15 protein-coding genes and 1 pseudogene are annotated in these 17,381 nt (G+C 72.9%); 8 read left to right on the top strand and 8 right to left on the bottom strand.

All coding sequences use genetic code 11. The features are described from left to right. Positions 1-8 precede the first annotated feature (8 nt). Positions 9-1,514 (bottom strand): peptide MFS transporter, encoded by a 1,506-nt coding sequence (locus tag IE124_RS08525; protein WP_189506479.1) that lies wholly within the window; start codon positions 1,512-1,514, stop codon positions 9-11. A gap of 186 nt (positions 1,515-1,700) precedes the next feature. Between IE124_RS08525 and IE124_RS08520 the strand changes: the two genes are divergently transcribed. Both IE124_RS08520 and IE124_RS08515 read left to right on the top strand, forming a co-directional pair. Next, complete coding sequence (locus IE124_RS08520) at positions 1,701-2,711, top strand: polyprenyl synthetase family protein (protein WP_189506477.1); 1,011 nt, start codon at positions 1,701-1,703, stop codon at positions 2,709-2,711. Positions 2,712-2,909: 198 nt separating this feature from the next. Further along, entirely contained in the window at positions 2,910-4,085 is a 1,176-nt protein-coding gene (locus IE124_RS08515; protein ID WP_189506475.1) for a LolA family protein, read from the top strand. Positions 4,086-4,163: 78 nt separating this feature from the next. On the opposite strand, the gene IE124_RS08510 is transcribed toward IE124_RS08515, so the two are convergent. After that, positions 4,164-5,468 (bottom strand): M28 family metallopeptidase, encoded by a 1,305-nt coding sequence (locus IE124_RS08510; RefSeq protein ID WP_189506473.1) that lies wholly within the window; start codon positions 5,466-5,468, stop codon positions 4,164-4,166. A gap of 310 nt (positions 5,469-5,778) precedes the next feature. On the opposite strand from IE124_RS08510, the gene IE124_RS08505 reads away from it, so the two are divergent. Then, entirely contained in the window at positions 5,779-6,276 is a 498-nt protein-coding gene (locus tag IE124_RS08505; protein ID WP_189506470.1) for a DUF1203 domain-containing protein, read from the top strand. Positions 6,277-6,487: 211 nt separating this feature from the next. Here the strand turns inward: IE124_RS08505 and IE124_RS08500 are convergent, their stop codons facing one another. The 3 genes from IE124_RS08500 to IE124_RS08490 all read right to left on the bottom strand — a co-directional run bounded on the left by IE124_RS08500 (position 6,488) and on the right by IE124_RS08490 (position 8,116). Next, positions 6,488-6,955: a VOC family protein gene (locus IE124_RS08500; RefSeq protein ID WP_189506468.1), complete on the bottom strand. Its 468-nt coding sequence runs from the start codon at positions 6,953-6,955 to the stop codon at positions 6,488-6,490. A gap of 8 nt (positions 6,956-6,963) precedes the next feature. Further along, positions 6,964-7,590: a DUF4291 domain-containing protein gene (locus IE124_RS08495; RefSeq protein WP_189506466.1), complete on the bottom strand. Its 627-nt coding sequence runs from the start codon at positions 7,588-7,590 to the stop codon at positions 6,964-6,966. Positions 7,591-7,678: 88 nt separating this feature from the next. Continuing rightward, positions 7,679-8,116, bottom strand: a complete 438-nt coding sequence (locus IE124_RS08490) for a winged helix-turn-helix transcriptional regulator (protein WP_150267198.1) — start codon at positions 8,114-8,116, stop codon at positions 7,679-7,681. Positions 8,117-8,256: 140 nt separating this feature from the next. On the opposite strand from IE124_RS08490, the gene IE124_RS08485 reads away from it, so the two are divergent. Beyond that, positions 8,257-8,574: a DUF6401 family natural product biosynthesis protein gene (locus IE124_RS08485; protein WP_189506464.1), complete on the top strand. Its 318-nt coding sequence runs from the start codon at positions 8,257-8,259 to the stop codon at positions 8,572-8,574. A gap of 15 nt (positions 8,575-8,589) precedes the next feature. On the opposite strand, the gene rarD is transcribed toward IE124_RS08485, so the two are convergent. Both rarD and IE124_RS08475 read right to left on the bottom strand, forming a co-directional pair. Then, positions 8,590-9,501, bottom strand: coding sequence for an EamA family transporter RarD (gene rarD, locus IE124_RS08480; RefSeq protein WP_229832331.1), 912 nt, complete (start codon positions 9,499-9,501; stop codon positions 8,590-8,592). 177 nt (positions 9,502-9,678) lie between these two features. Then, a complete protein-coding gene (locus IE124_RS08475) occupies positions 9,679-10,545 on the bottom strand; it encodes an NAD(P)H-binding protein (RefSeq protein WP_189506460.1) in 867 nt (288 codons plus the stop codon). 157 nt (positions 10,546-10,702) lie between these two features. Between IE124_RS08475 and IE124_RS08470 the strand changes: the two genes are divergently transcribed. From IE124_RS08470 to IE124_RS08455, 4 genes are all read left to right on the top strand, one after another. Continuing rightward, a complete protein-coding gene (locus tag IE124_RS08470) occupies positions 10,703-11,113 on the top strand; it encodes a winged helix-turn-helix transcriptional regulator (protein WP_189506458.1) in 411 nt (136 codons plus the stop codon). An 83-nt stretch (positions 11,114-11,196) separates the two neighbouring features. Continuing rightward, positions 11,197-12,048: a hypothetical protein gene (locus IE124_RS08465; protein ID WP_189506456.1), complete on the top strand. Its 852-nt coding sequence runs from the start codon at positions 11,197-11,199 to the stop codon at positions 12,046-12,048. Then, positions 12,045-14,729: a bifunctional serine/threonine-protein kinase/ABC transporter substrate-binding protein gene (locus IE124_RS08460; RefSeq protein WP_189506454.1), complete on the top strand. Its 2,685-nt coding sequence runs from the start codon at positions 12,045-12,047 to the stop codon at positions 14,727-14,729. The genes IE124_RS08465 and IE124_RS08460 overlap by 4 nt, the downstream gene beginning before the upstream one ends. 2 nt (positions 14,730-14,731) lie before the next feature. Continuing rightward, entirely contained in the window at positions 14,732-16,918 is a 2,187-nt protein-coding gene (locus IE124_RS08455) for a bifunctional serine/threonine-protein kinase/ABC transporter substrate-binding protein (RefSeq protein WP_189506452.1), read from the top strand. A 142-nt stretch (positions 16,919-17,060) separates the two neighbouring features. Here IE124_RS08455 and IE124_RS08450 read toward each other — a convergent pair. Next, positions 17,061-17,381 (bottom strand): annotated as a pseudogene (locus tag IE124_RS08450) (2-oxoacid:ferredoxin oxidoreductase subunit beta); the annotation flags it as partial.

The raw sequence follows: 17,381 nt of genomic DNA, 5'->3' as shown, positions 1-17,381 counted from the left end.
GGGCTGCCTCAGTGGACGGGGTGCATGGTGCGGCGCAGCCAGGGCGCCAGGGCGATCACGGCGAGGCCGACGGCGATGGCCACGGCGCCGTTGACGCCGAAGTAGACGGGCTTGGAGACGTCGTCGTAGAGCTTCACGGTCTGGGCCTGGATGCCGTTGGCGAGCGCGAGCGACAGGAACCACAGCGACATCGTCTGGCTGGCGAAGGCCTTCGGGGCGAGCTTGCTCGTGGCGGACATCCCCGAGGTCTCCAGGAGCACGTCGCCGAGGCCGAGCAGCAGGTACGAGCCGACGATCCACCAGGCGGCCATCTGGTACGTGTCGTCGGCGTGCCCGGAGGTCGGCAGGACCATCAGGAGGAAGGAGAGGCCGCCGAGGATCACACCGAAGGCGATCTTGTTGGAGGCGTGCGGCTGCCGGGTCCCCATCCGGGCCCAGACGGCGGCCACGACGGGGGCGAGGAGGACCTCGAAGGCCCCGAGGGCGGAGGCGTACCAGCTCGCCGGGAAGTCGAAGCCGAGGATGGTCGTGCGGGCGTTGGTGGAGGCCAGCAGCATCATCGTCGAGTACGCCTGGAAGAGGATGAAGTTGAACGCCACCGAGGCCAGGAAGAGCACGATGTACGGCCTCAGCCGGCCGCGCTCCCCGGCCGTGACCCGGGGGCTGGTGAACATCACCCAGAAGTAGACGACGGGCGCGACGACCGAGATCAGGGTCAGCAGGTCCACGAACCGGTCCATGGTGAGCCAGCCGGCGAGGGCGAGCGCCACGGCGACGGCGGCCGTCACGAGCGCGCCGACGGCCATCAGCCGGACGGCCCTGCGCAGGGCGTCCGGGGCGAGCGGGAACTCGGCGGCGTGCTTGCGCCCGGCCAGGTGACGGCGGCCCGCCACGTACTGGATCAGGCCGAAGGTCATGCCGATCGCGGCGGCCGAGAAGCCCCAGTGGTAGCCCTTGTGGTCGGCGAGCCAGCCGGTGATCAGCGGTCCGGCGAAGGCGCCGATGTTGATCGCCATGTAGTAGAGCGCGAAACCGGCGTCGCGGCGGTCGTCGTCGGTGCGGTACAGCTTGCCGACCATGGTCGCCACGTTCGGCTTGAGGAGGCCGGTGCCGGCGCTGATCAGGCCGAGGCCCACCCAGGTCATCGCGGCCGTCGGCACGGCCATGGCGTAGTGGCCGCAGGCGATCAGGATCCCGCCCCAGAGGACCGCGCGGTACGAGCCGAGGACGCGGTCGGCGAGCCAGCCGCCGGCCACCGAGACGAGGTAGACGAGCGTGCCGTAGGCGGCGGAGACGGAGGCGGCGGTGCCGGCGGCCATGCCGAGGCCGCCGTCGGAGACGCTCGCGGCGAAGTAGAGGACGAGGATGGCCTGCATGCCGAGGAACGAGAACCGCTCCCAGACCTCCAGGCCCGAGAGGGTCAGCAGACCGCGTGGGTGCCCGAGGAACGCGTGGTCGTCCTCCGGGGGCGGCTGCTCGCCGTTCGGATCCGTATCGATCGCTGTTCGGGACAAAACGCATACTCCTGGTCGTATGAGCTGATCACGAACATACCGGGGGTGACGGGAAGGCGCCCACGGTGATCGAAAGGTGACCGGATACGCTGGCTTGAGTGAATCGAGCGACACATCGACAATCCGTGTGATCGTCAAACAGTCCATGTGATCGTCAGCAGGCGTCAGCAGACAGGAGACCCCCTCGTGACCGTCGTCGGGCCGTTCGGTCTTAGCGTGCGGGACCAGGCTCTTGAGGCCGATGTCCAGACCGGGTTGGCGGCTGTGGAGGCGGGCCTCCTGGACGCCACCAAGAGCGATGTCCCCTTCATCACGGAGGCCGCGCAGCACCTCGTCCTGGCCGGTGGCAAGCGGTTCCGCCCCCTGCTCGTGATGCTCGCCGCCCAGTTCGGCGACCCCTACGCGCCGGGCGTGGTGCCCTCCGCCGTGGTCGTCGAGCTCACCCACCTCGCCACGCTCTACCACGACGACGTCATGGACGAGGCGGACGTCCGGCGCGGGGTGCCGAGCGCCAACACGCGCTGGGGCAACTCGATCGCCGTCCTGACGGGTGACTTCCTCTTCGCCCGCGCCTCGCACACGCTCGCGGACCTCGGCCCCGAGGCCGTACGGATCCAGTCCGAGGCGTTCGAACGACTCGTCACCGGCCAGATCCTGGAGACCGCGGGACCGACCGACGGCCGCGACCCCGTCGAGCACTACCTCGACGTCCTCGGCGGCAAGACCGGCTCGCTCGTCGCCGTCTCCTGCCGCTTCGGCGCGATGATGTCCGGCGCCGACGAGAGCGTCGTCGACATCCTCACCCAGTACGGCGAGCGGCTCGGCGTCGCCTTCCAGCTCGCCGACGACGTCCTCGACATCGCCTCCGACTCCCACGAGTCCGGCAAGACCCCGGGCATCGACCTCCGCGAGGGCATCCCGACCCTGCCCGTCCTGCACCTGCGGGCCGCGGCGGCCGCCCACGGCCGCCCGGAGGACGTCGAGCTCGTCGCCCTCGTCGACAGCGATCTGACGGACGACGAGCGGCACGCCGAGGTCCTGCGGCGGCTGCGCGTCCACCCGGCCCTGGAGCAGGCCCGGCGGGACACCGTGCGGTACGCGGAGGAGGCGCGGGAGATGCTGGCGCCGCTGCCCGACGGGTACGCGAAGTCGGCGCTCCAGGAGATGTGCGACGCGGTGGTCCACCGGGCCCGCTGAGGCCCTTCCGCCGGCCGGCCGCCCGGATTTCGGGGCGTCGGCCGCGGTGGTCCCGTAACCCGTGCGGGTGAGGCGATCTCAGGGTCGGGTCATCCCGAAGCAGTACGCGAGGTTGATCCCCGGGGCTGACGCTTCCGTGCCGCCGTTTTGGTCAGATGGAGTCATCGACCACTAGGGCGCACGGAGGAAGCGGAGACCATGGCAGACACCCGTAAGGCGAGCCGGTTCATCGTCCCGGTCGCGGTGGCAGGAGTGGCCGCGGCGACCATCGGGCTCGTCCCGGCACTGGCGGCGGCCGGTGACCCGGACCTGCCGGAGATCACGGCCCAGCAGCTCATCGAGAAGATCGCCGCCTCGGACACCCAGACCCTGTCCGGCACCTTCAGGATCTCCACCGACCTCGGCCTGCCCCTCGACGGCCTGGCCGGCCTCGGCGGTCTCGCCGGCGGCGCCGGCGGCTCCTCCACGGCGGACCCCACCGAGAAGCTCACGGAGCTCGTCTCCGGTACGCACACCCTGCGGGTTGCCGCCGACGGCCCCGACCGCCAGAAGCTGACGCTGCTCGACGGCTCCGACGAGTACAGCCTGATCCACAACGGCGCCGACGTCTGGGCCTACGACAGCAAGTCCGAGGAGGTCTTCCACGAGAAGGCCCCCGAAGGCGCGGACGCCGGGACGGAGAAGCCCTCGAAGGAGCTCCCGACCACCCCGAAGGAGCTCGCCGACGAGGTCCTGAAGGCGGCCGGCGACACCACCTCGATCACTGTCGACGGCACGGCCAAGGTCGCCGGCCGGGACGCCTACCAGCTGCTGATCAAGCCGAAGCAGTCCGGCTCGACGGTCGAGTCGATCAAGATCGCCGTGGACGCGGGGACCGGCACCCCGCTCAAGTTCACCTTCGCCTCGGTCGAGGGCGGCAAGCCGGTCGTCGACGCGGGCTTCACGAAGGTCGACTTCGGCAGGCCCGCGGCCTCGACCTTCGACTTCAAGGTCCCCGAGGGCGCGAAGGTGACCGAGGGCGCCGCGGAGAAGGGCGCGCGGGAGGAGAAGCTCCCCGAGGACTTCGAGAAGGGTTTCGGTGACCTGCCCGGCCTCGGCGGCCTCGGGAAGGACGGCGAGCTGAACGTCATCGGCGAGGGCTGGACGACGATCGCGAAGCTCGACAGCGGCGCCCCGGCCCCGAAGACCGACGAAGCGCCGAAGGAGATCCAGGGTCTCCTGGACTCCTTCGGCGACAAGGTCACCGGCGAGTTCGGCTCGGGCACCGTCTTCAAGACGAAGCTGGTGAACGCGCTGCTCACCGACGACGGCAAGGTCTACGTCGGCGCGGTGACGCAGGACGCGCTCGTGAACGCGGCCAACGCCGGTAAGTAGCAGCCGGGTTGGGACCCCGGGCGGGTCGGGGGCGATGGTCACCGACCCACCCGGGAGCTTCGGCTTTCCCCCTCGGGCTTACGGGAAGGTCAGCTTGAAGTTGTTGATGTAGCCGGTGTCGACCGAGGCCTTGTCCTGGACGCGGAGCTTCCAGGCGCCGTTGGCGACCTCCGAGGAGGCGTTCACGGTGAAGGTCTGGACGATGTTGTCGGCGCTGCCGCCCGACCGGTTGGACAGGCTGTAGACCGAGCCGTCGGGGGCGACGAGGTCGACCACGAGGTCACCGCGATAGGTGTGGACGATGTCCACACCGACGGCGAGGTTGCTCGGGGCGTTGCCCGTGATGCCCGTGACGTTGACCGTCGAGGTCACCGCGGCGCCGTTGTCCGGGACCGAGACGTCGGCGCTGTTCTCGAAGACCGTGCCGGTGGGCGGCGTGGTCGTGGAGCCCGACAGCTTCCAGACCGCGTAGGCGGCCGCGTCGCTGTTGCGGTCGAGGGCGGTGTCGTTGATGTTCGACGTGTTGTCGCAGGACGAGTGGTAGCAGCGGTCGAAGGCCGTGGCCGTACCGCCCCACTTCGACACCTGGGCACTGGACTTGACCCGGCTCGCGCCCGTGAAGAGGCCGCCGACGGGTATGCCGACGTTCTTGAACGAGGCGTGGTCCGAGCGGCCGTCGCCCTCGGTCTCGATCTCGGTGGGGACGCCGAGACCGGCGAAGTACTCCTTGAAGGTCTGCTCGATGACCGGGTCGTCGTCGTAGACGAAGTAGCCCGGGTTCGGCGAGCCGATCATGTCGAAGTTCAGGTAGCCGGAGAGCTTGGCGCGCTCGGCCGTGGGCAGCTGGCTGACGTAGTACTTCGAGCCGACGAGGCCGAGCTCCTCCGCGCCCCACCAGCCGAAGCGCAGGTGCTTGGTGGGCTGGTAGCCGGAGCGGGCGACCGCGAGGGCGGTCTCCAGGATGGCGGCGGAGCCGGAGCCGTTGTCGTTGATGCCGGCGCCGGAGGAGACCGAGTCGAGGTGGGCGCCGGCCATCACGATCTGGTTCGGGTCGCCGCCCGGCCAGTCGGCGATGAGGTTGTAGCCGGTGGCGCCGCTGGTCGTGAACTGCTGGACGGTCGTGGTGAATCCGGCCGCGTCGAGCTTGGCCTTCACGAAGTCGATGGACGCCTTGTAGCCGGTACGGCCGTGGGCGCGGTTGCCGCCGTTGGCGTTGGCGATCGCCTGGAGGTCCGTCAGGTGCTGCTTGACGTTGGCCAGCGGGATGTCGGGCGCGGCGGCTGCCGCGCGCGCGTCGGCGCCGGCGGTGCCGGTGAGACCGGCGAGGGCGAGGGCCGCGAGAGCGGCGACCGCGGTGACGCGTCTGGGCACGGAGATGTTCATGTGGGGGCTCCGGATTCCGAACGGGGATGGGACGGAACGTGCGAGACGCCTCGGGCTTGGGTGCCACGAGGCGCTGGAGCTGTGCGAGTGCATGTGCGGTGTTCAGTTGTTCTGCTGTGCGTGCTGAATGTTCAGTGAGAGTTTGACTTCGCGTCAAGAGCGGAAACCGGTCAGGTGCGTTCGCTCAGCGGACGAGGGCGCCCCCGTCGCCGGTGGCTCCCCCGCGCAGGCCCCGCACGGGGACCCCGTGCCGAGCTCCCCGTCCGAATTCCGCCAGCGGGCGGCGGCCGCTCCGCGTGACCCTGGCTCCATGACCACCTACACCGCCCGTGCCATCCCGTCCACCGTCCTCGCCCGGCTGCGCGTCACCGACGACGCGGGGCGTGCCTGTGTGCCGTTCGTCGCCGAGGAGGGCGGCGGTCCCCTGCGGTGCTGTCTGCGGCCCGCCGTCGCGGGGGAGCGGATCGCGCTCGTGTCGTACGCGCCGCTGCGACGCTGGGCGGCCGAGACGGGGGCCGAGCCGGGGGCGTACGACGAGCAGGGCCCCGTCTTCGTGCACGCCGAGGAGTGCGGGGGCCCGGGGCCCTCGGAGACGTACCCCTTCGAGCGGGCCGGGGCGCTGCGGACCGTCCGGCGGTACGACGCGGAGGGCCGGATCGCGGGCGGGCGGCTCCTGGAGCTGCCGGAGGCCCCCGGCGAAGGCTTCGACCGGGCCTTCGCGGAGGCCTTCGCCGACCCGGCGGTCGTGCTGGTGCACGTCAGGGCGGTGGAGTACGGCTGCTTCCAGTTCGAGGTGCACAGGCCCTGACGGGTCGGCTCGGCCTGGTCGGGTCTGACGGGTCGGCTCGGCCTGGTCGGGTCTGACGGGTCGGCTCGGCCTGGTCGGGTCTGACGGGTCGGCTCGGCCTGGTCGGGTCTGACGGGTCGGCTCGGCCTGGTCGGTTCTGACGGGTCGGCTCGGTCCGGTCGGCTCTGACCGGCCGGCTTCGGCAGAGCCGTTCGGCCGGCCTGCCGCGTGCCTACTGCACGCAGAACTCGTTGCCCTCCGGGTCGGTCATGACCGTCCAGGACCCGGAGGGCTCGTCCACCCGGCGCAGGACCTTCGCGCCGAGTTCCTCCAGGCGGGCGACCTCGGCCTCGCGGGTGCCCGGGTCCGGGTGGAGGTCGAGGTGGAGCCGGTTCTTGGCGGTCTTGGGCTCCGGGACGCGCTGGATGAGGAGGCGCCGGCCGAGCCCGCCGCCCGTCGCCGCATCGTGGGCGTCGCCCGGGTGGCGGACGGCGGCCAGGTCGCGCCAGCCGAGGCGCTCCCGGTCCGTGCCCTCGTGGACGGTGACGGTCGCCTCGGCCGGGGCGGCGCCGGCGTCGAGGAGGCGGCGGATGAGGGCGTCGTGGTCCTCCTCGACATAGCCGAGGGCGGCGGCCCAGAAGGCGGCCTGCGCGTGCGGGTCGGCGGCGTCGAGGACAAGCTTCCAGTGGATGGGCTTCATGGAACCGGTTATACGGGGAGAACCGGGCCGATCGCCGCATTCTCGGCGCGGAGGTGGTCCAACAGTCCGGCGGGTGCCGGGTACGGCTCCTCCCGGGGCAGCAGCCGGGCGGCGGAGGCCGGGTCGTCCGCGCGGACCAGCGCGTGGACGTCGTGGGCGAGCGGGGTCACGTCGGTGACGGAGACCGTCCACTCGTCCGCGTACCGGCGGGAAGCCTCGCCCGACAGACCGAGCTGGAGCGAGCGGTACGGGAGTGGCCGCAGGTGCAGATCGCGCTCAGGGTCCCACTGGACGCGGGCCGGGGCCTGCTTCAACTGCCGCTTCCAGGAGGCCTGGTCGGGGTGGAAGCCGCGCGCGTAGTGCGAGAGGCAGGCGTTCCGCAGGGCCCACTCGAAGCCCTCGCGGGTGATCTCCACGGCGAGGACCGTCTCCTGGCCCTCCTTCGCGGCCCAGCCGCAGCGGTACATCATCCAGAGGAACGAGGGCTTGATCCACGTCATCCGGTCACGCTTCCAGGTGGCCGGGAATCGACCGTCACGGGCGGCGGGCAGGCCGATCTCCGGCCGGTAGGCCTGGTAGACGGTGACGGTGTCCGGGGTGTGGAGCGCCCGGATCCGGTACTTCGGTTCTTCCATGGACCTCAGGGTGGGCGACGCCCCGTGGGCCGGGCCACCGGATTTCCCCGGGACTCCGGCTCTCCGGAGCCCGGTGAAGGCGCCACCCTCAGACGAGGGCCGACTCCTTCGCGTCGTACTCCTCGCGCGCCGCCGCGATCTCGTTCTGGTGCTGCTCGGTCCAGGTCACGAGGGATCGGATCGTCGTGTGCAGGGTGCCGCCCAGGGGCGTGAGCTCGTACTCGACGCGGGGCGGGACCACCGGATGGACGGTGCGCTTCACCAGGCCGTCACGCTCCAGCTGCCGCAGCGTCACGGTCAGCATGCGCTGGCTGACGCCGTCGATCTCGCGCTTGAGCTCGGTGAAGCGCAGGACGCGGCGGTCGAGGAGGGCGATGACGAGGAGGGACCACTTGTCGGCGACGCGGTCGAGGATCTGGCGGACCTCGCAGTCCTCGCGGGTGTCCCACTGGAAGGGGTCGGGGTCCCCGTCGCTCCCGTAGCTCGCCGCGCAGTGGCTCGGTGCCTTGATGGCGCTGTCATCCATGCCGCTGATCCTGGCGCAGGGTCCTGTCGGTTACAAGAGAGAACCGACCTCATGGGCGGTAACCGGCCATGTCGAACGGCCCTCCGGGCTGCGACCAACGTCACGCCCGGAACCTCCTGGCCCACGCCTAATGTGGAGTGATGAGCGATTCGCCCCGCTGCCCGTTGACCGACCTCGCCGTCGCGTACCTCCCGCGGCTCGCGGAGGTCACCTCCGAGCCGGGTCTCGCGGCCGCCGTGGACCAGCACGCCGCCGCGGTGTGCGACGCGCTCGTCCCGGCCCAGCGGGGGCCGGAGGGCCGGACCGTACGGCGGGAGGAGCTCGCCGACTACGTGCGCGGCTTCACCCACGGGCTCACCGAGGCCGAGTGGGCCGAGCCCGCGGGACACGACTTCGTGACCCTGCGGCTGACGGCGGTCTGCTGGCTGATCCGGGAGCACGACCTGCTGGACGCGTGAGCGGCGGGTGAGGGGTCAGCGCCCCTGGTGGACCTTCTCGGCCGCGGCGGCCTCGACCGTGGCCACCGCCTCCGCCGCCGCGGCGGCCATCGCGGCCCGGCTGCGGCGGGCCGTGCGCAGTGCGTCCCAGGTGAGGAGCGTCAGCGCGAGCCAGACGAGCGAGAAGCCGGCCCACCGCTCCGGCGGCATCGCCTCGTGGAAGTAGAGGACCCCGAGCAGGAACTGGAAGGTCGGCGCCAGGTACTGGAGCAGTCCGAGCGTCGACAGCGGCACACGGATGGCGGCCGCCCCGAAGCAGACCAGCGGTACCGCCGTGACGATGCCGGTGGAGACGAGCAGGGCCGCGTGGCCGGCGCCGTCGGAGCCGAAGGCCAGGCCGCCCTGGGTGCCGAGCCAGACCAGGTAGCCGAGGGCCGGCAGGAACTGGACGGCGGTCTCGGCGGCGAGCGACTCCAGGCCGCCGAGGTTGAGCTTCTTCTTCACGAGGCCGTAGACCGCGAAGGAGGACGCGAGGGTGAGCGAGATCCACGGCGGCTGTCCGTAGCCGATCGCGAGGACCAGGACGGCCGCGAAGCCGACGCCCACCGCCGCCCACTGGACCGGGCGCAGCCGCTCCTTGAGGACGAGGACGCCGAGCGCGATGGTGACGAGCGGGTTGATGAAGTAGCCGAGGGAGGCCTCGACGACCCGGCCGGTGTTGACCGACCAGATGTAGAGGCCCCAGTTCACGCTGATGACGGCGGCGGCGACGGTGATCAGCGCGAGCTTGCGCGGGTGGCGCACGAGCTCCGGTATCCAGCCCCAGCGGCGGAGCGCGAGCAGCGCGATGCCGACGAAGACGAGCGACCAGACCATCCGGTGGGCGAGGATCTCGACGGCTCCGGCGGGCTTGAGGAGCGGCCAGAAGAGCGGGACCAGTCCCCACATGCCGTAGGCGCCGATCCCGTAGAGCAGTCCTGCTCGTCCCTCGTTCTCCGTCTTCGTCTCCACCGGACCTCCTGCCCTGCCCTGCCCCGCGCCGCGCTGTCCTGTCGAAGGTAGCGCCGCACGGGGCGGTTGTCATGCCCGTATCGCCATACGGTCATGACATTTCGGCGGCTCGGTTCAGGAGGCGTTCAGCGCTTTCCCGATCGTCACGGCGATCGGGGTGGTCGGGCGGCCGATCAGCCGGGCCAGGTCGCCGGTCCGCAGGGCCAGCGCGCCGCGCTCGACGGCCCGGTCGACGTCGACCAGGATCGCGGCGAAGGGCTCCGGGACCCCGGCGCCGGTGAGGATCGCGAGGTGCGTCTCGGCGGGGACGTTGCTGTACGCGACGTCCCGGCCGGACTGGGCGGCGACCTCGGCCGCGTACTCGGTGAGCGACCAGGCGGTGTCGCCGCTCAGCTCGTACGCCCGGTTCAGGTGCTCCTCGGCCGGGCCGGTCAGGACGGCGGCCGCGGCGGCGGCGAAGTCGGCGCGGGTGGCGGAGGCGATCCGGCCCTCGCCGGCGTTGGAGACGACGGCGCCGTGGGCCAGGACGGGGGCGAGGTTCGCGGTGTAGTTCTCGCTGTACCAGCCGTTGCGGAGGAAGGTGTACGGCACTCCGGAGTCGAGGATCAGCCGCTCGGTCTCCTGGTGCTCGACGGCCAGGTCGAAGTCGGCCTCCGGGCCGCCGAGGATGCTCGTGTACGCGAGCTGGGCGACGCCCGCCGCCTTCGCCGCGCCGAGCACGGCGGCGTGCTGGGGGACGCGCCGCCCGACCTCGCTGCCCGAGACGAGGAGCACCCGGTCGCCGGCCTCGAAGGCCTCCGCGAGGGTCTCCGGACGGTCGTAGTCCGCGATCCGCAGCTCCACGCCGAGCTCCGCGAGGTCGGCGGCCTTCTCCTTGTCCCGGACGACGGCGGCGACGGACGCGGCCGGGACGGTGGCGAGGAGGGTGTCGATGACGAGTCGGCCGAGCTGTCCGGTGGCTCCGGTGACGACGATGCTCATGGTGCTTCCTTCTCCCGTGGTGGTGCGGTGGTGGTGCGGTTGCTGTGCCGTGGTGGGTGGTGCGGTGGGCGGCGCCGTGGCCGGCGTGCTCACCGGTACTCACCGTACGACCGGCACTATCTATTCGTAAGTACCCACTTTGAAGTAAGGTACTGGTATGGGAGTAAGTGAGGAACCGAAGAGCCTGCTGGCGGACGTCGGCGGCGCCATGTGCCCGGCCCGGCTCGTCCTGGAGCACGTCACCAGCCGCTGGGGCGTGCTGATCCTCATCGCGCTGCAGGAGCGCCCGTACCGCTTCAGCGAGCTGCGCCGCCGGGTCGGCCGCGTCAGCGAGAAGATGCTCACGCAGACGCTCCAGACCCTGGAGCGCGACGGCTTCGTCCACCGCGACGCCAAGCCCGTCATCCCACCCCGCGTCGACTACAGCCTGACCCCCCTGGGCGAGGAGGCGGCCGGCCGGATCCGGGAGCTCGCGAGCTGGACCGACCAGCGGGTGCCCGAGGTCGAGGCGGCCCGCGCGCGATACGACGAGGCCCGTCGCGAGAGCGCCACGGATTCGTCTCAATGATGTTGTAACCGGGGTGAGTTGCCTCCACGGGTCGTACGATCTGCTCACTGTTCGGGGGAACCGTGAAGGACCGTGGGGGAACTGTGGCGTACGGGGACCGAAGACTGCTGCGTGCCTGCTGTGGCTTACTGCTGGGCGGGCTGGTCGCGACCGGCTGTTCCGACGGCGGCGACGAGGGGAAGAGACCCGACGGCGGGAAGGGCAAGGGGAGCACGAGCGCGTCGGCCGCCCCCACCACGGCCGCCCCGACCGCCGCCCCCACGCCGACCGCCCTCGACTTCGTCCCCGACCCGAAGCGCGCGCCCAGGAACGAGGCCGACGCCCGGCGGATCGCCCTCGCCGTCGTCGCCGGGCCCGACGCCTGGGGCCCGGACTACGTGAAGCGCACCCCGCACCTCAGCGGCCCGACCTACTGGCCCGTCCTCGGCAAGGACTGCGCCTGGGGGACGGGCGTCCGGCCCTCCACCGTCCTCTACAGCGTCACCGCCTACAGCGAGATCCCCGCCGAAGGCGCCCGCGGGACCCTCCGGGTCGCCGCCACCGTCACCGTGCACCGCAGCGAGAGCGACGCCGACTGGGAGATGGCCGGGACCCTGGAGGAGGCGCTGCGCTGCCCCGACCAGAAACTCCGCGACGGAGAGCGCATCTCGCAGCTGATCTCCCTCGGCAACCCCTTCGGCGTCGGCGGGAACTTCACCGCCACCGACTCCCTGGGAGAGCGCGGGCTCTACCTCGCCGACGGCGTGAAGGGCGACCAGTTCTACGGCTGGTACCAGTCCCGGATCGGCCAGGTCACCGTCGCCACCGTCGTCAAGGGCGCCCCCGGCTACAGCGAGGAGGAGACCAGCACCACGGTCGGCACCGTCACCGGCCAGGTCCAGGCCCTCGTCACGATGATCGAACGCGCCAAGGACGAGCTGGAGGTCCAGTCATGAGCCCCACGCCTCCCGAGCCCGAGCAGCAGCCCGAGCGGCAGTCCGAGCAGCAGCCCGAGCCCGAGCAGCAGCCCGAGCGGCAGTCCGAGCCCGAGCAGCAGCCCGAGCGGCAGTCCGAGCCCGAGCAGCAGCCCGAGCAGCCCGAACAGCCTTCCGGGCCCCGGCAGTCGGAGCAGCCGTCCGGGCCCCAGCAGTCCGGGCGCCGGCTGCCCGATCCCCGGCAGCCCGCTCCCCGGCTCGACGAGCCGCCGTCCCGGCCCGATCCCCGGCAGCCCGCGCCCCGGCCCGAGCCGCAGCAGCCCGCGACCGAAACCGCACCCGCGACCGAAACCGCACCCGCGACCGAAACCGCACCCGCGACCGAAACCGCACCCGCGGTCGACGCCGCGCCCCCGGCCGGCGCCCAGCCCGCCCCCGAGCCCCGGGCCGAGGCCCCGGCAGCACCCGCGTCCCCGGCCCCGGCAGGGCCCCCGCGCCCGCCCCGCCCCGAGCCCGGTGCTCTCCAGCCGCTCCTCCCCTCCGACCCGTCCGCCCTCGCCGGCTACCGGCTCCTCGGGCGGCTCGGCGCCGGCGGCATGGGCGTCGTCTATCTGGGCCGTACGGGGAACGGCGAGCTCGCCGCCGTCAAGGTCACCCACGCCGACCAGGCCGACCAGCCCGACTTCCGGGCCCGCTTCCGCCGCGAGGTCGAGGCCGCCCGCCGGGTCGTCAGCCCGTGGGCCGTCCCCGTCACCGGCGCCGACCCGGACGCGCCCGAGCCGTGGATGGCGACCGCCTTCGTCCCCGGCCCCTCCCTCGGTGAGGCCGTCGTCGCACACGGCGCGCTGCCGGAGCGGAGCGTCCGCGTCCTCGGCGGGGCCGTCGCCCGCGCGCTCGCCGCCGTGCACGCGGCGGGGCTCGTCCACCGGGACGTCAAGCCCGGGAACGTCCTCCTCGCCGTCGACGGCCCCCGGCTCATCGACTTCGGCATCGCCCGCGCCACCGGAGAGACCGCCCTCACCGCGACCGACATGGTCGTCGGCACCCCCGGCTTCCTCGCCCCGGAGCAGGCCGAGGCCCGCACCGACGCCATCGGCCCGGCCGCCGACGTCTTCGCCCTCGGCTGCCTCCTCGCCTACGCGGCGACCGGCCGCCCGCCCTTCGGCACCGGCGCCGTGGACGCCCTGATGTACCGCACCGTCCACGACGAACCCGACCTCGGCGGCGTACCGGACGGCCTCCTCGCCCTGCTGCGCGCCTGCCTCGCCAAGGACCCGGCCGCCCGGCCCACCGCCGAGGACGTCGCCGCCGGGCTCGTCGAGGACGCCCCGTCCGGCGGCGCCGACTGGCTGCCCGCCCCGGTCGTCCGGACCATCGCCGAGCGCTCGGCCCGGATGCTCGCCCTGCCCGAGATCGACGCCACGACGGCCGGCACCACACCGGAGGGACCGGCGAAGCCCGGCCGGCGGAGCTTCCTGCTGCTCGCCTCCGGCGTCGCCGCGCTCGCCGTGGGCGGCGGTGTCGCCGCCTGGGCGGGGTTCGGGGACGACGGCGACGACGGGAAGCTCGGCAACAAGCCCGTCCCGCCCCGCACCACCTGGAAGATCGGCGTCCTCGCCGACCTCTCGGGACCCGCCAAGGAGATCGGGCTTGCCCAGGAGCGCGGCGCGCGCCTCGCCGTCGAGCGGTTCAACGCCCGCAAGGACAAGCCCTTCACGCTCGAACTCAAGGTCGCCGACGACCGCGGGGACCGCGCCACCGCCCTCGCGACGGCCCGCCGGCTCACCACCGACCCGGGCGTCCTCGCCGTCCTCGGTCCCACCTCCGACGGCGTCGCCCAGACCGTGCTCTCCGCCTTCGAGGAGGCCGGCCTCCCGCTGATCACGGTCTCCGCCGGGTACAACCTGCTCACCGTCCGGGACAAGGAGAGCGCGCCCAACGCCACGGTGCTCCGCGCGATCCCGCACCACCCCTTCGCGGGGATGCACCTCGCCTACGCCGTCACGCTCCTGTCGGGGATCCGCCGACCGGGCGTCCTCCAGGAGCGCACCGACGACCAGTACAGCTGGCTGCTCGTCCGGGGCGCCCAGTTCGCCTTCGGCCAAGCGGGCCTCACGCCCCACTTCCGGGTGGTCCCGGCGAGCGCGCGGGACTACCGCTCGATCCTCGGCGAGATGATCGACGCCGGCATGGACGCGTACGTCCACTGCGGAGTCCGGCAGACCGCCGTCCTCGCCGCCCGGGCCCTCAACGAACTCCGTTTCACCGGGCCCCGGTTCGCCGGCCAGCACGTCTTCGGGCAGGCGTTCCTGAAGGAGGCCGGCGCCGATGCCGAGGGCTGGTTCCTCGGCGCGCCCGTGCTGGACGCCGTCACCCGCAAGGAGGCCGCCGGCTTCGTCGCCGCCCACCGGAAGCGGTTCGGTGCGGCCCCCGCGTACTACTCGGGAGAGTCGTACGACGTCGTCACCATGGCCATGGCGGAACTCGCGCGCAGGGCGAAGTCCGGGGGCCCCACCCGCAAGGGGCTCTGGGCCGCGCTGCGCAAGGGCAAGTACACGGGTGTCATGGGTGGTTACACCTTCGACGAGGCCGGCGACCTCACCAACGGCGGCACGTTCGTGCACGCCGTGCAGAACGGCGCCTACAAGGTGATCGGTCCCGCGCCCGTCGCCCCCGCGAACAAGGCGAAGCAGAAGGCCTGACCGTGGATCCACTGCGCAGGGGCGACCCCTCCTCGATCGCGGGCCACCGGCTCCTCGGCCGCCTCGGCGCCGGTGGCATGGGCGTCGTCTACCTCGCCCGCTCCGGCGGCGGGGCGCTCGCCGCGCTCAAGCTCATCCGGGCCGAGCACGCCGCCGACCCCGGCTTCCGGGAGCGGTTCCGGCGCGAGGCCCGGGCCGCCGAGCGGATCACCGGCCGCTGGGTCGTCCGGGTCCTCGGTTCGGACCCGGAGGCGAGGGAGCCGTGGCTCGCGACCGAGTACGTGCCCGGCCCCTCCCTCGCCGAGGCCGTCGGCCTGCACGGCGCCCTGCCCGAGGCGACCGTCCGCGCCCTCGGCGCCCGTCTCGCGTCCGCGCTCGCCGATATGCACGGGGCCGGGCTCGTCCACCGGGACGTCAAACCGGGCAACGTCCTCCTCGCCCTCGACGGGCCGCGCCTCATCGACTTCGGCATCGCGCGCTCCGCCGGGGCGACCGCGCTGACCGCCACGGACGCGATGATCGGCACCCCCGGCTTCCTCGCCCCCGAGCAGGCCAGGGCAGCCGGGGCCGGCGAGGTCGGCCCGGCCAGCGACGTCTTCTCCCTCGGCTGCGTCCTCGCGTACGCCCTGACGGGGGAGCGCCCCTTCGGTACGGGCGGGGTGGCGTCCGTCGTCTACCGCACCGTCCACGAGGAACCCGAGCTCACCGGCGTACCCCCCGCGCTGCTGCCCCTGGTCACCGCCTGTCTGGCGAAGGACCCGGCGGACCGTCCCACGGCGGCCGACGCCGGCGCCGCGCTGGGGGAGGCGGCAGGGCCGGCGGGGGACTGGCTGCCGCCCGGCCTGCCCGCGCTGATCGCGCAGCGCTCCTCGCGGGTCCTGGACCTCCCGGTCCCCGAGCCCACGATGTTCGTGCCCGCGGACCCCCCGAAGGGCGTGTCGCGGCGCGGTCTCCTGGCGGGCGGCGCGGCGGCCGTCGTCGGCGCGGGAGGCCTGACCGCCTGGCTGCTGACCCGCCCCCCGGCGAAGACCGGTACGGACCTCGGCAAGGGCACCGGCGGGCCGCTCCCCGCCTATACGATCGGCGTGCTCACCGACCTGAGCGGCCCCACCGCACCGGCCGGCCGGGCACAGGAGCGCGGCGCCCGGGTGGCCGTGGAGCGCTTCAACGCCCGCCGGGACCGCGCCTTCGACCTGGTCCTGCGCACCGTGGACGACCGAGGGGACGCGGAAGGCGCCAAGGCGGGGGCCCGCACCCTGCTCAAGGACGAGAACCTGATCGCCGTCCTCGGCCCGACGACCGTCCCGAGCGTCCTCTCCGCCGTGACCGAACTCCTCGACCGCTCCGTCCCCCTGGTGAGCGTCGTCGCCTCGGTGCCGACCGGCACCACGGTCAAGGGCCAGACCCTCAAGCGCACTTACTTCGAGCCCCGTGCCGCCCCCGACACGATGATCGTGCCCTTCGCGCGCTACCTCTCCGAGCACGGGTGCGTCCGGACCGCCCTCGTCGAGGACCGGGCCGGCGGCCGGTACACCTGGTTCGCGGCCAGGAGCATGAAGTCCACCCCGCCGTCGATGGCCCAGGGCGGGGTGGCGACCTCGTACCCCGTCGAGCAGGACAGCGAGGACTTCGCGTCCGCCGTCCGGGCGGCCCTCGCGGCCGACCCGCAGGGCGTGATGTACCTGGGCACCTCCCCGCGCCGCGCCGCGCTCTGCGCCAAGGCGCTGCGCGAGCAGGGGTACGAGGGCCACCGCGGGAGCGTCGAGCACGTGCTCCGGCCGGAGTTCCTGACGCTCGCGGGGCCGGCGGCCGAGGGCTGGTTCATCGGCACGGGCTTCGCCGACGCCGACGGAATCCCGGCGGCGAAGGAGTTCACCGCCGCGTACCGCTCGCGCTGGGGGCTGGCCCGTGCGACCCCCGTCGAGCCGTACGCGACGGAGGCGTACGACGTGGTCAACTGGGCCGCCCAGGCGCTGGGGACGGCCGTCCGGAACCACTCCGAGGCGGAGGCGTCCGGGGTGTCGAACGACCTGCGGACGACGCCGTACCGAGGGCTCGTCAAGACGTACTCGTCCGCCGGCAGGGAGAGCGTCGCCGCGAGTCTCGTCGGGCTCTTCCTGTGGCAGGTGAAGGGCGGAGTGCCGCGCTACCTGGGGGAGTTCGACAAGGCGGCGGTCGCGGGGACCTGAGAGGGGAGGCGTCCGCGGGTGGGACGGCGGGCGGTGCCGGTGGGTGTGCCCGACGGGCGTGCGGCGGACGTGCCGGTGGATGTGACGGGGCCCGGCCCGTACGGAGGTACGGACCGGGCCCCGAGGGCGTGCGTACGGGGTACTACCCCGCCACCGTCCACGTGTCGTTGCCGGTGAGGAGCCGGCTCAGGTCGCCCTTGCCGTGCTGCTCCACGGCCGTGTCGAGCTGATCGGCCATCAGCGTGTCGTAGACCGGGCGGTCCACCGACCGGAACACCCCGATGGGCGTCTGGTGGAGGGTGTCCGGGTCCGCGAGCCGTGAGATCGCGAAGGCGGTCGTGGGGGTGGCCGCGTGGGCGTCGTGGACGAGGATCCGTGACTGGTTGTCCTCGGTGACGGCGACGACCTGGAGGTCGCCGGTGGCCGGGTCGCGGACGACGCCCTTGTCGAGCTCGGCGCCGAA

Source organism: Streptomyces narbonensis, assembly GCF_014649015.1.
Classification (GTDB): Bacteria; Actinomycetota; Actinomycetes; order Streptomycetales; family Streptomycetaceae; genus Streptomyces; species Streptomyces narbonensis.
This window is presented reverse-complemented; position numbering and strand designations above follow the sequence as displayed.

What these genes read in the sequence shown, in the direction of transcription:
- IE124_RS08515 (WP_189506475.1), top strand. Translation starts at nt 2,910, where the DNA reads ATGGCAGACACCCGTAAGGCGAGCCGGTTCATCGTCCCGGTCGCGGTG.
- IE124_RS08510 (WP_189506473.1), bottom strand. Translation starts at nt 5,468, where the DNA reads ATGAACATCTCCGTGCCCAGACGCGTCACCGCGGTCGCCGCTCTCGCG.
- IE124_RS08505 (WP_189506470.1), top strand. Translation starts at nt 5,779, where the DNA reads ATGACCACCTACACCGCCCGTGCCATCCCGTCCACCGTCCTCGCCCGG.
- IE124_RS08500 (WP_189506468.1), bottom strand. Translation starts at nt 6,955, where the DNA reads ATGAAGCCCATCCACTGGAAGCTTGTCCTCGACGCCGCCGACCCGCAC.
- IE124_RS08495 (WP_189506466.1), bottom strand. Translation starts at nt 7,590, where the DNA reads ATGGAAGAACCGAAGTACCGGATCCGGGCGCTCCACACCCCGGACACC.
- IE124_RS08490 (WP_150267198.1), bottom strand. Translation starts at nt 8,116, where the DNA reads ATGGATGACAGCGCCATCAAGGCACCGAGCCACTGCGCGGCGAGCTAC.
- IE124_RS08485 (WP_189506464.1), top strand. Translation starts at nt 8,257, where the DNA reads ATGAGCGATTCGCCCCGCTGCCCGTTGACCGACCTCGCCGTCGCGTAC.
- rarD (WP_229832331.1), bottom strand. Translation starts at nt 9,501, where the DNA reads ATGTGGGGACTGGTCCCGCTCTTCTGGCCGCTCCTCAAGCCCGCCGGA.
- IE124_RS08475 (WP_189506460.1), bottom strand. Translation starts at nt 10,545, where the DNA reads ATGAGCATCGTCGTCACCGGAGCCACCGGACAGCTCGGCCGACTCGTC.
- IE124_RS08470 (WP_189506458.1), top strand. Translation starts at nt 10,703, where the DNA reads ATGGGAGTAAGTGAGGAACCGAAGAGCCTGCTGGCGGACGTCGGCGGC.
- IE124_RS08460 (WP_189506454.1), top strand. Translation starts at nt 12,045, where the DNA reads ATGAGCCCCACGCCTCCCGAGCCCGAGCAGCAGCCCGAGCGGCAGTCC.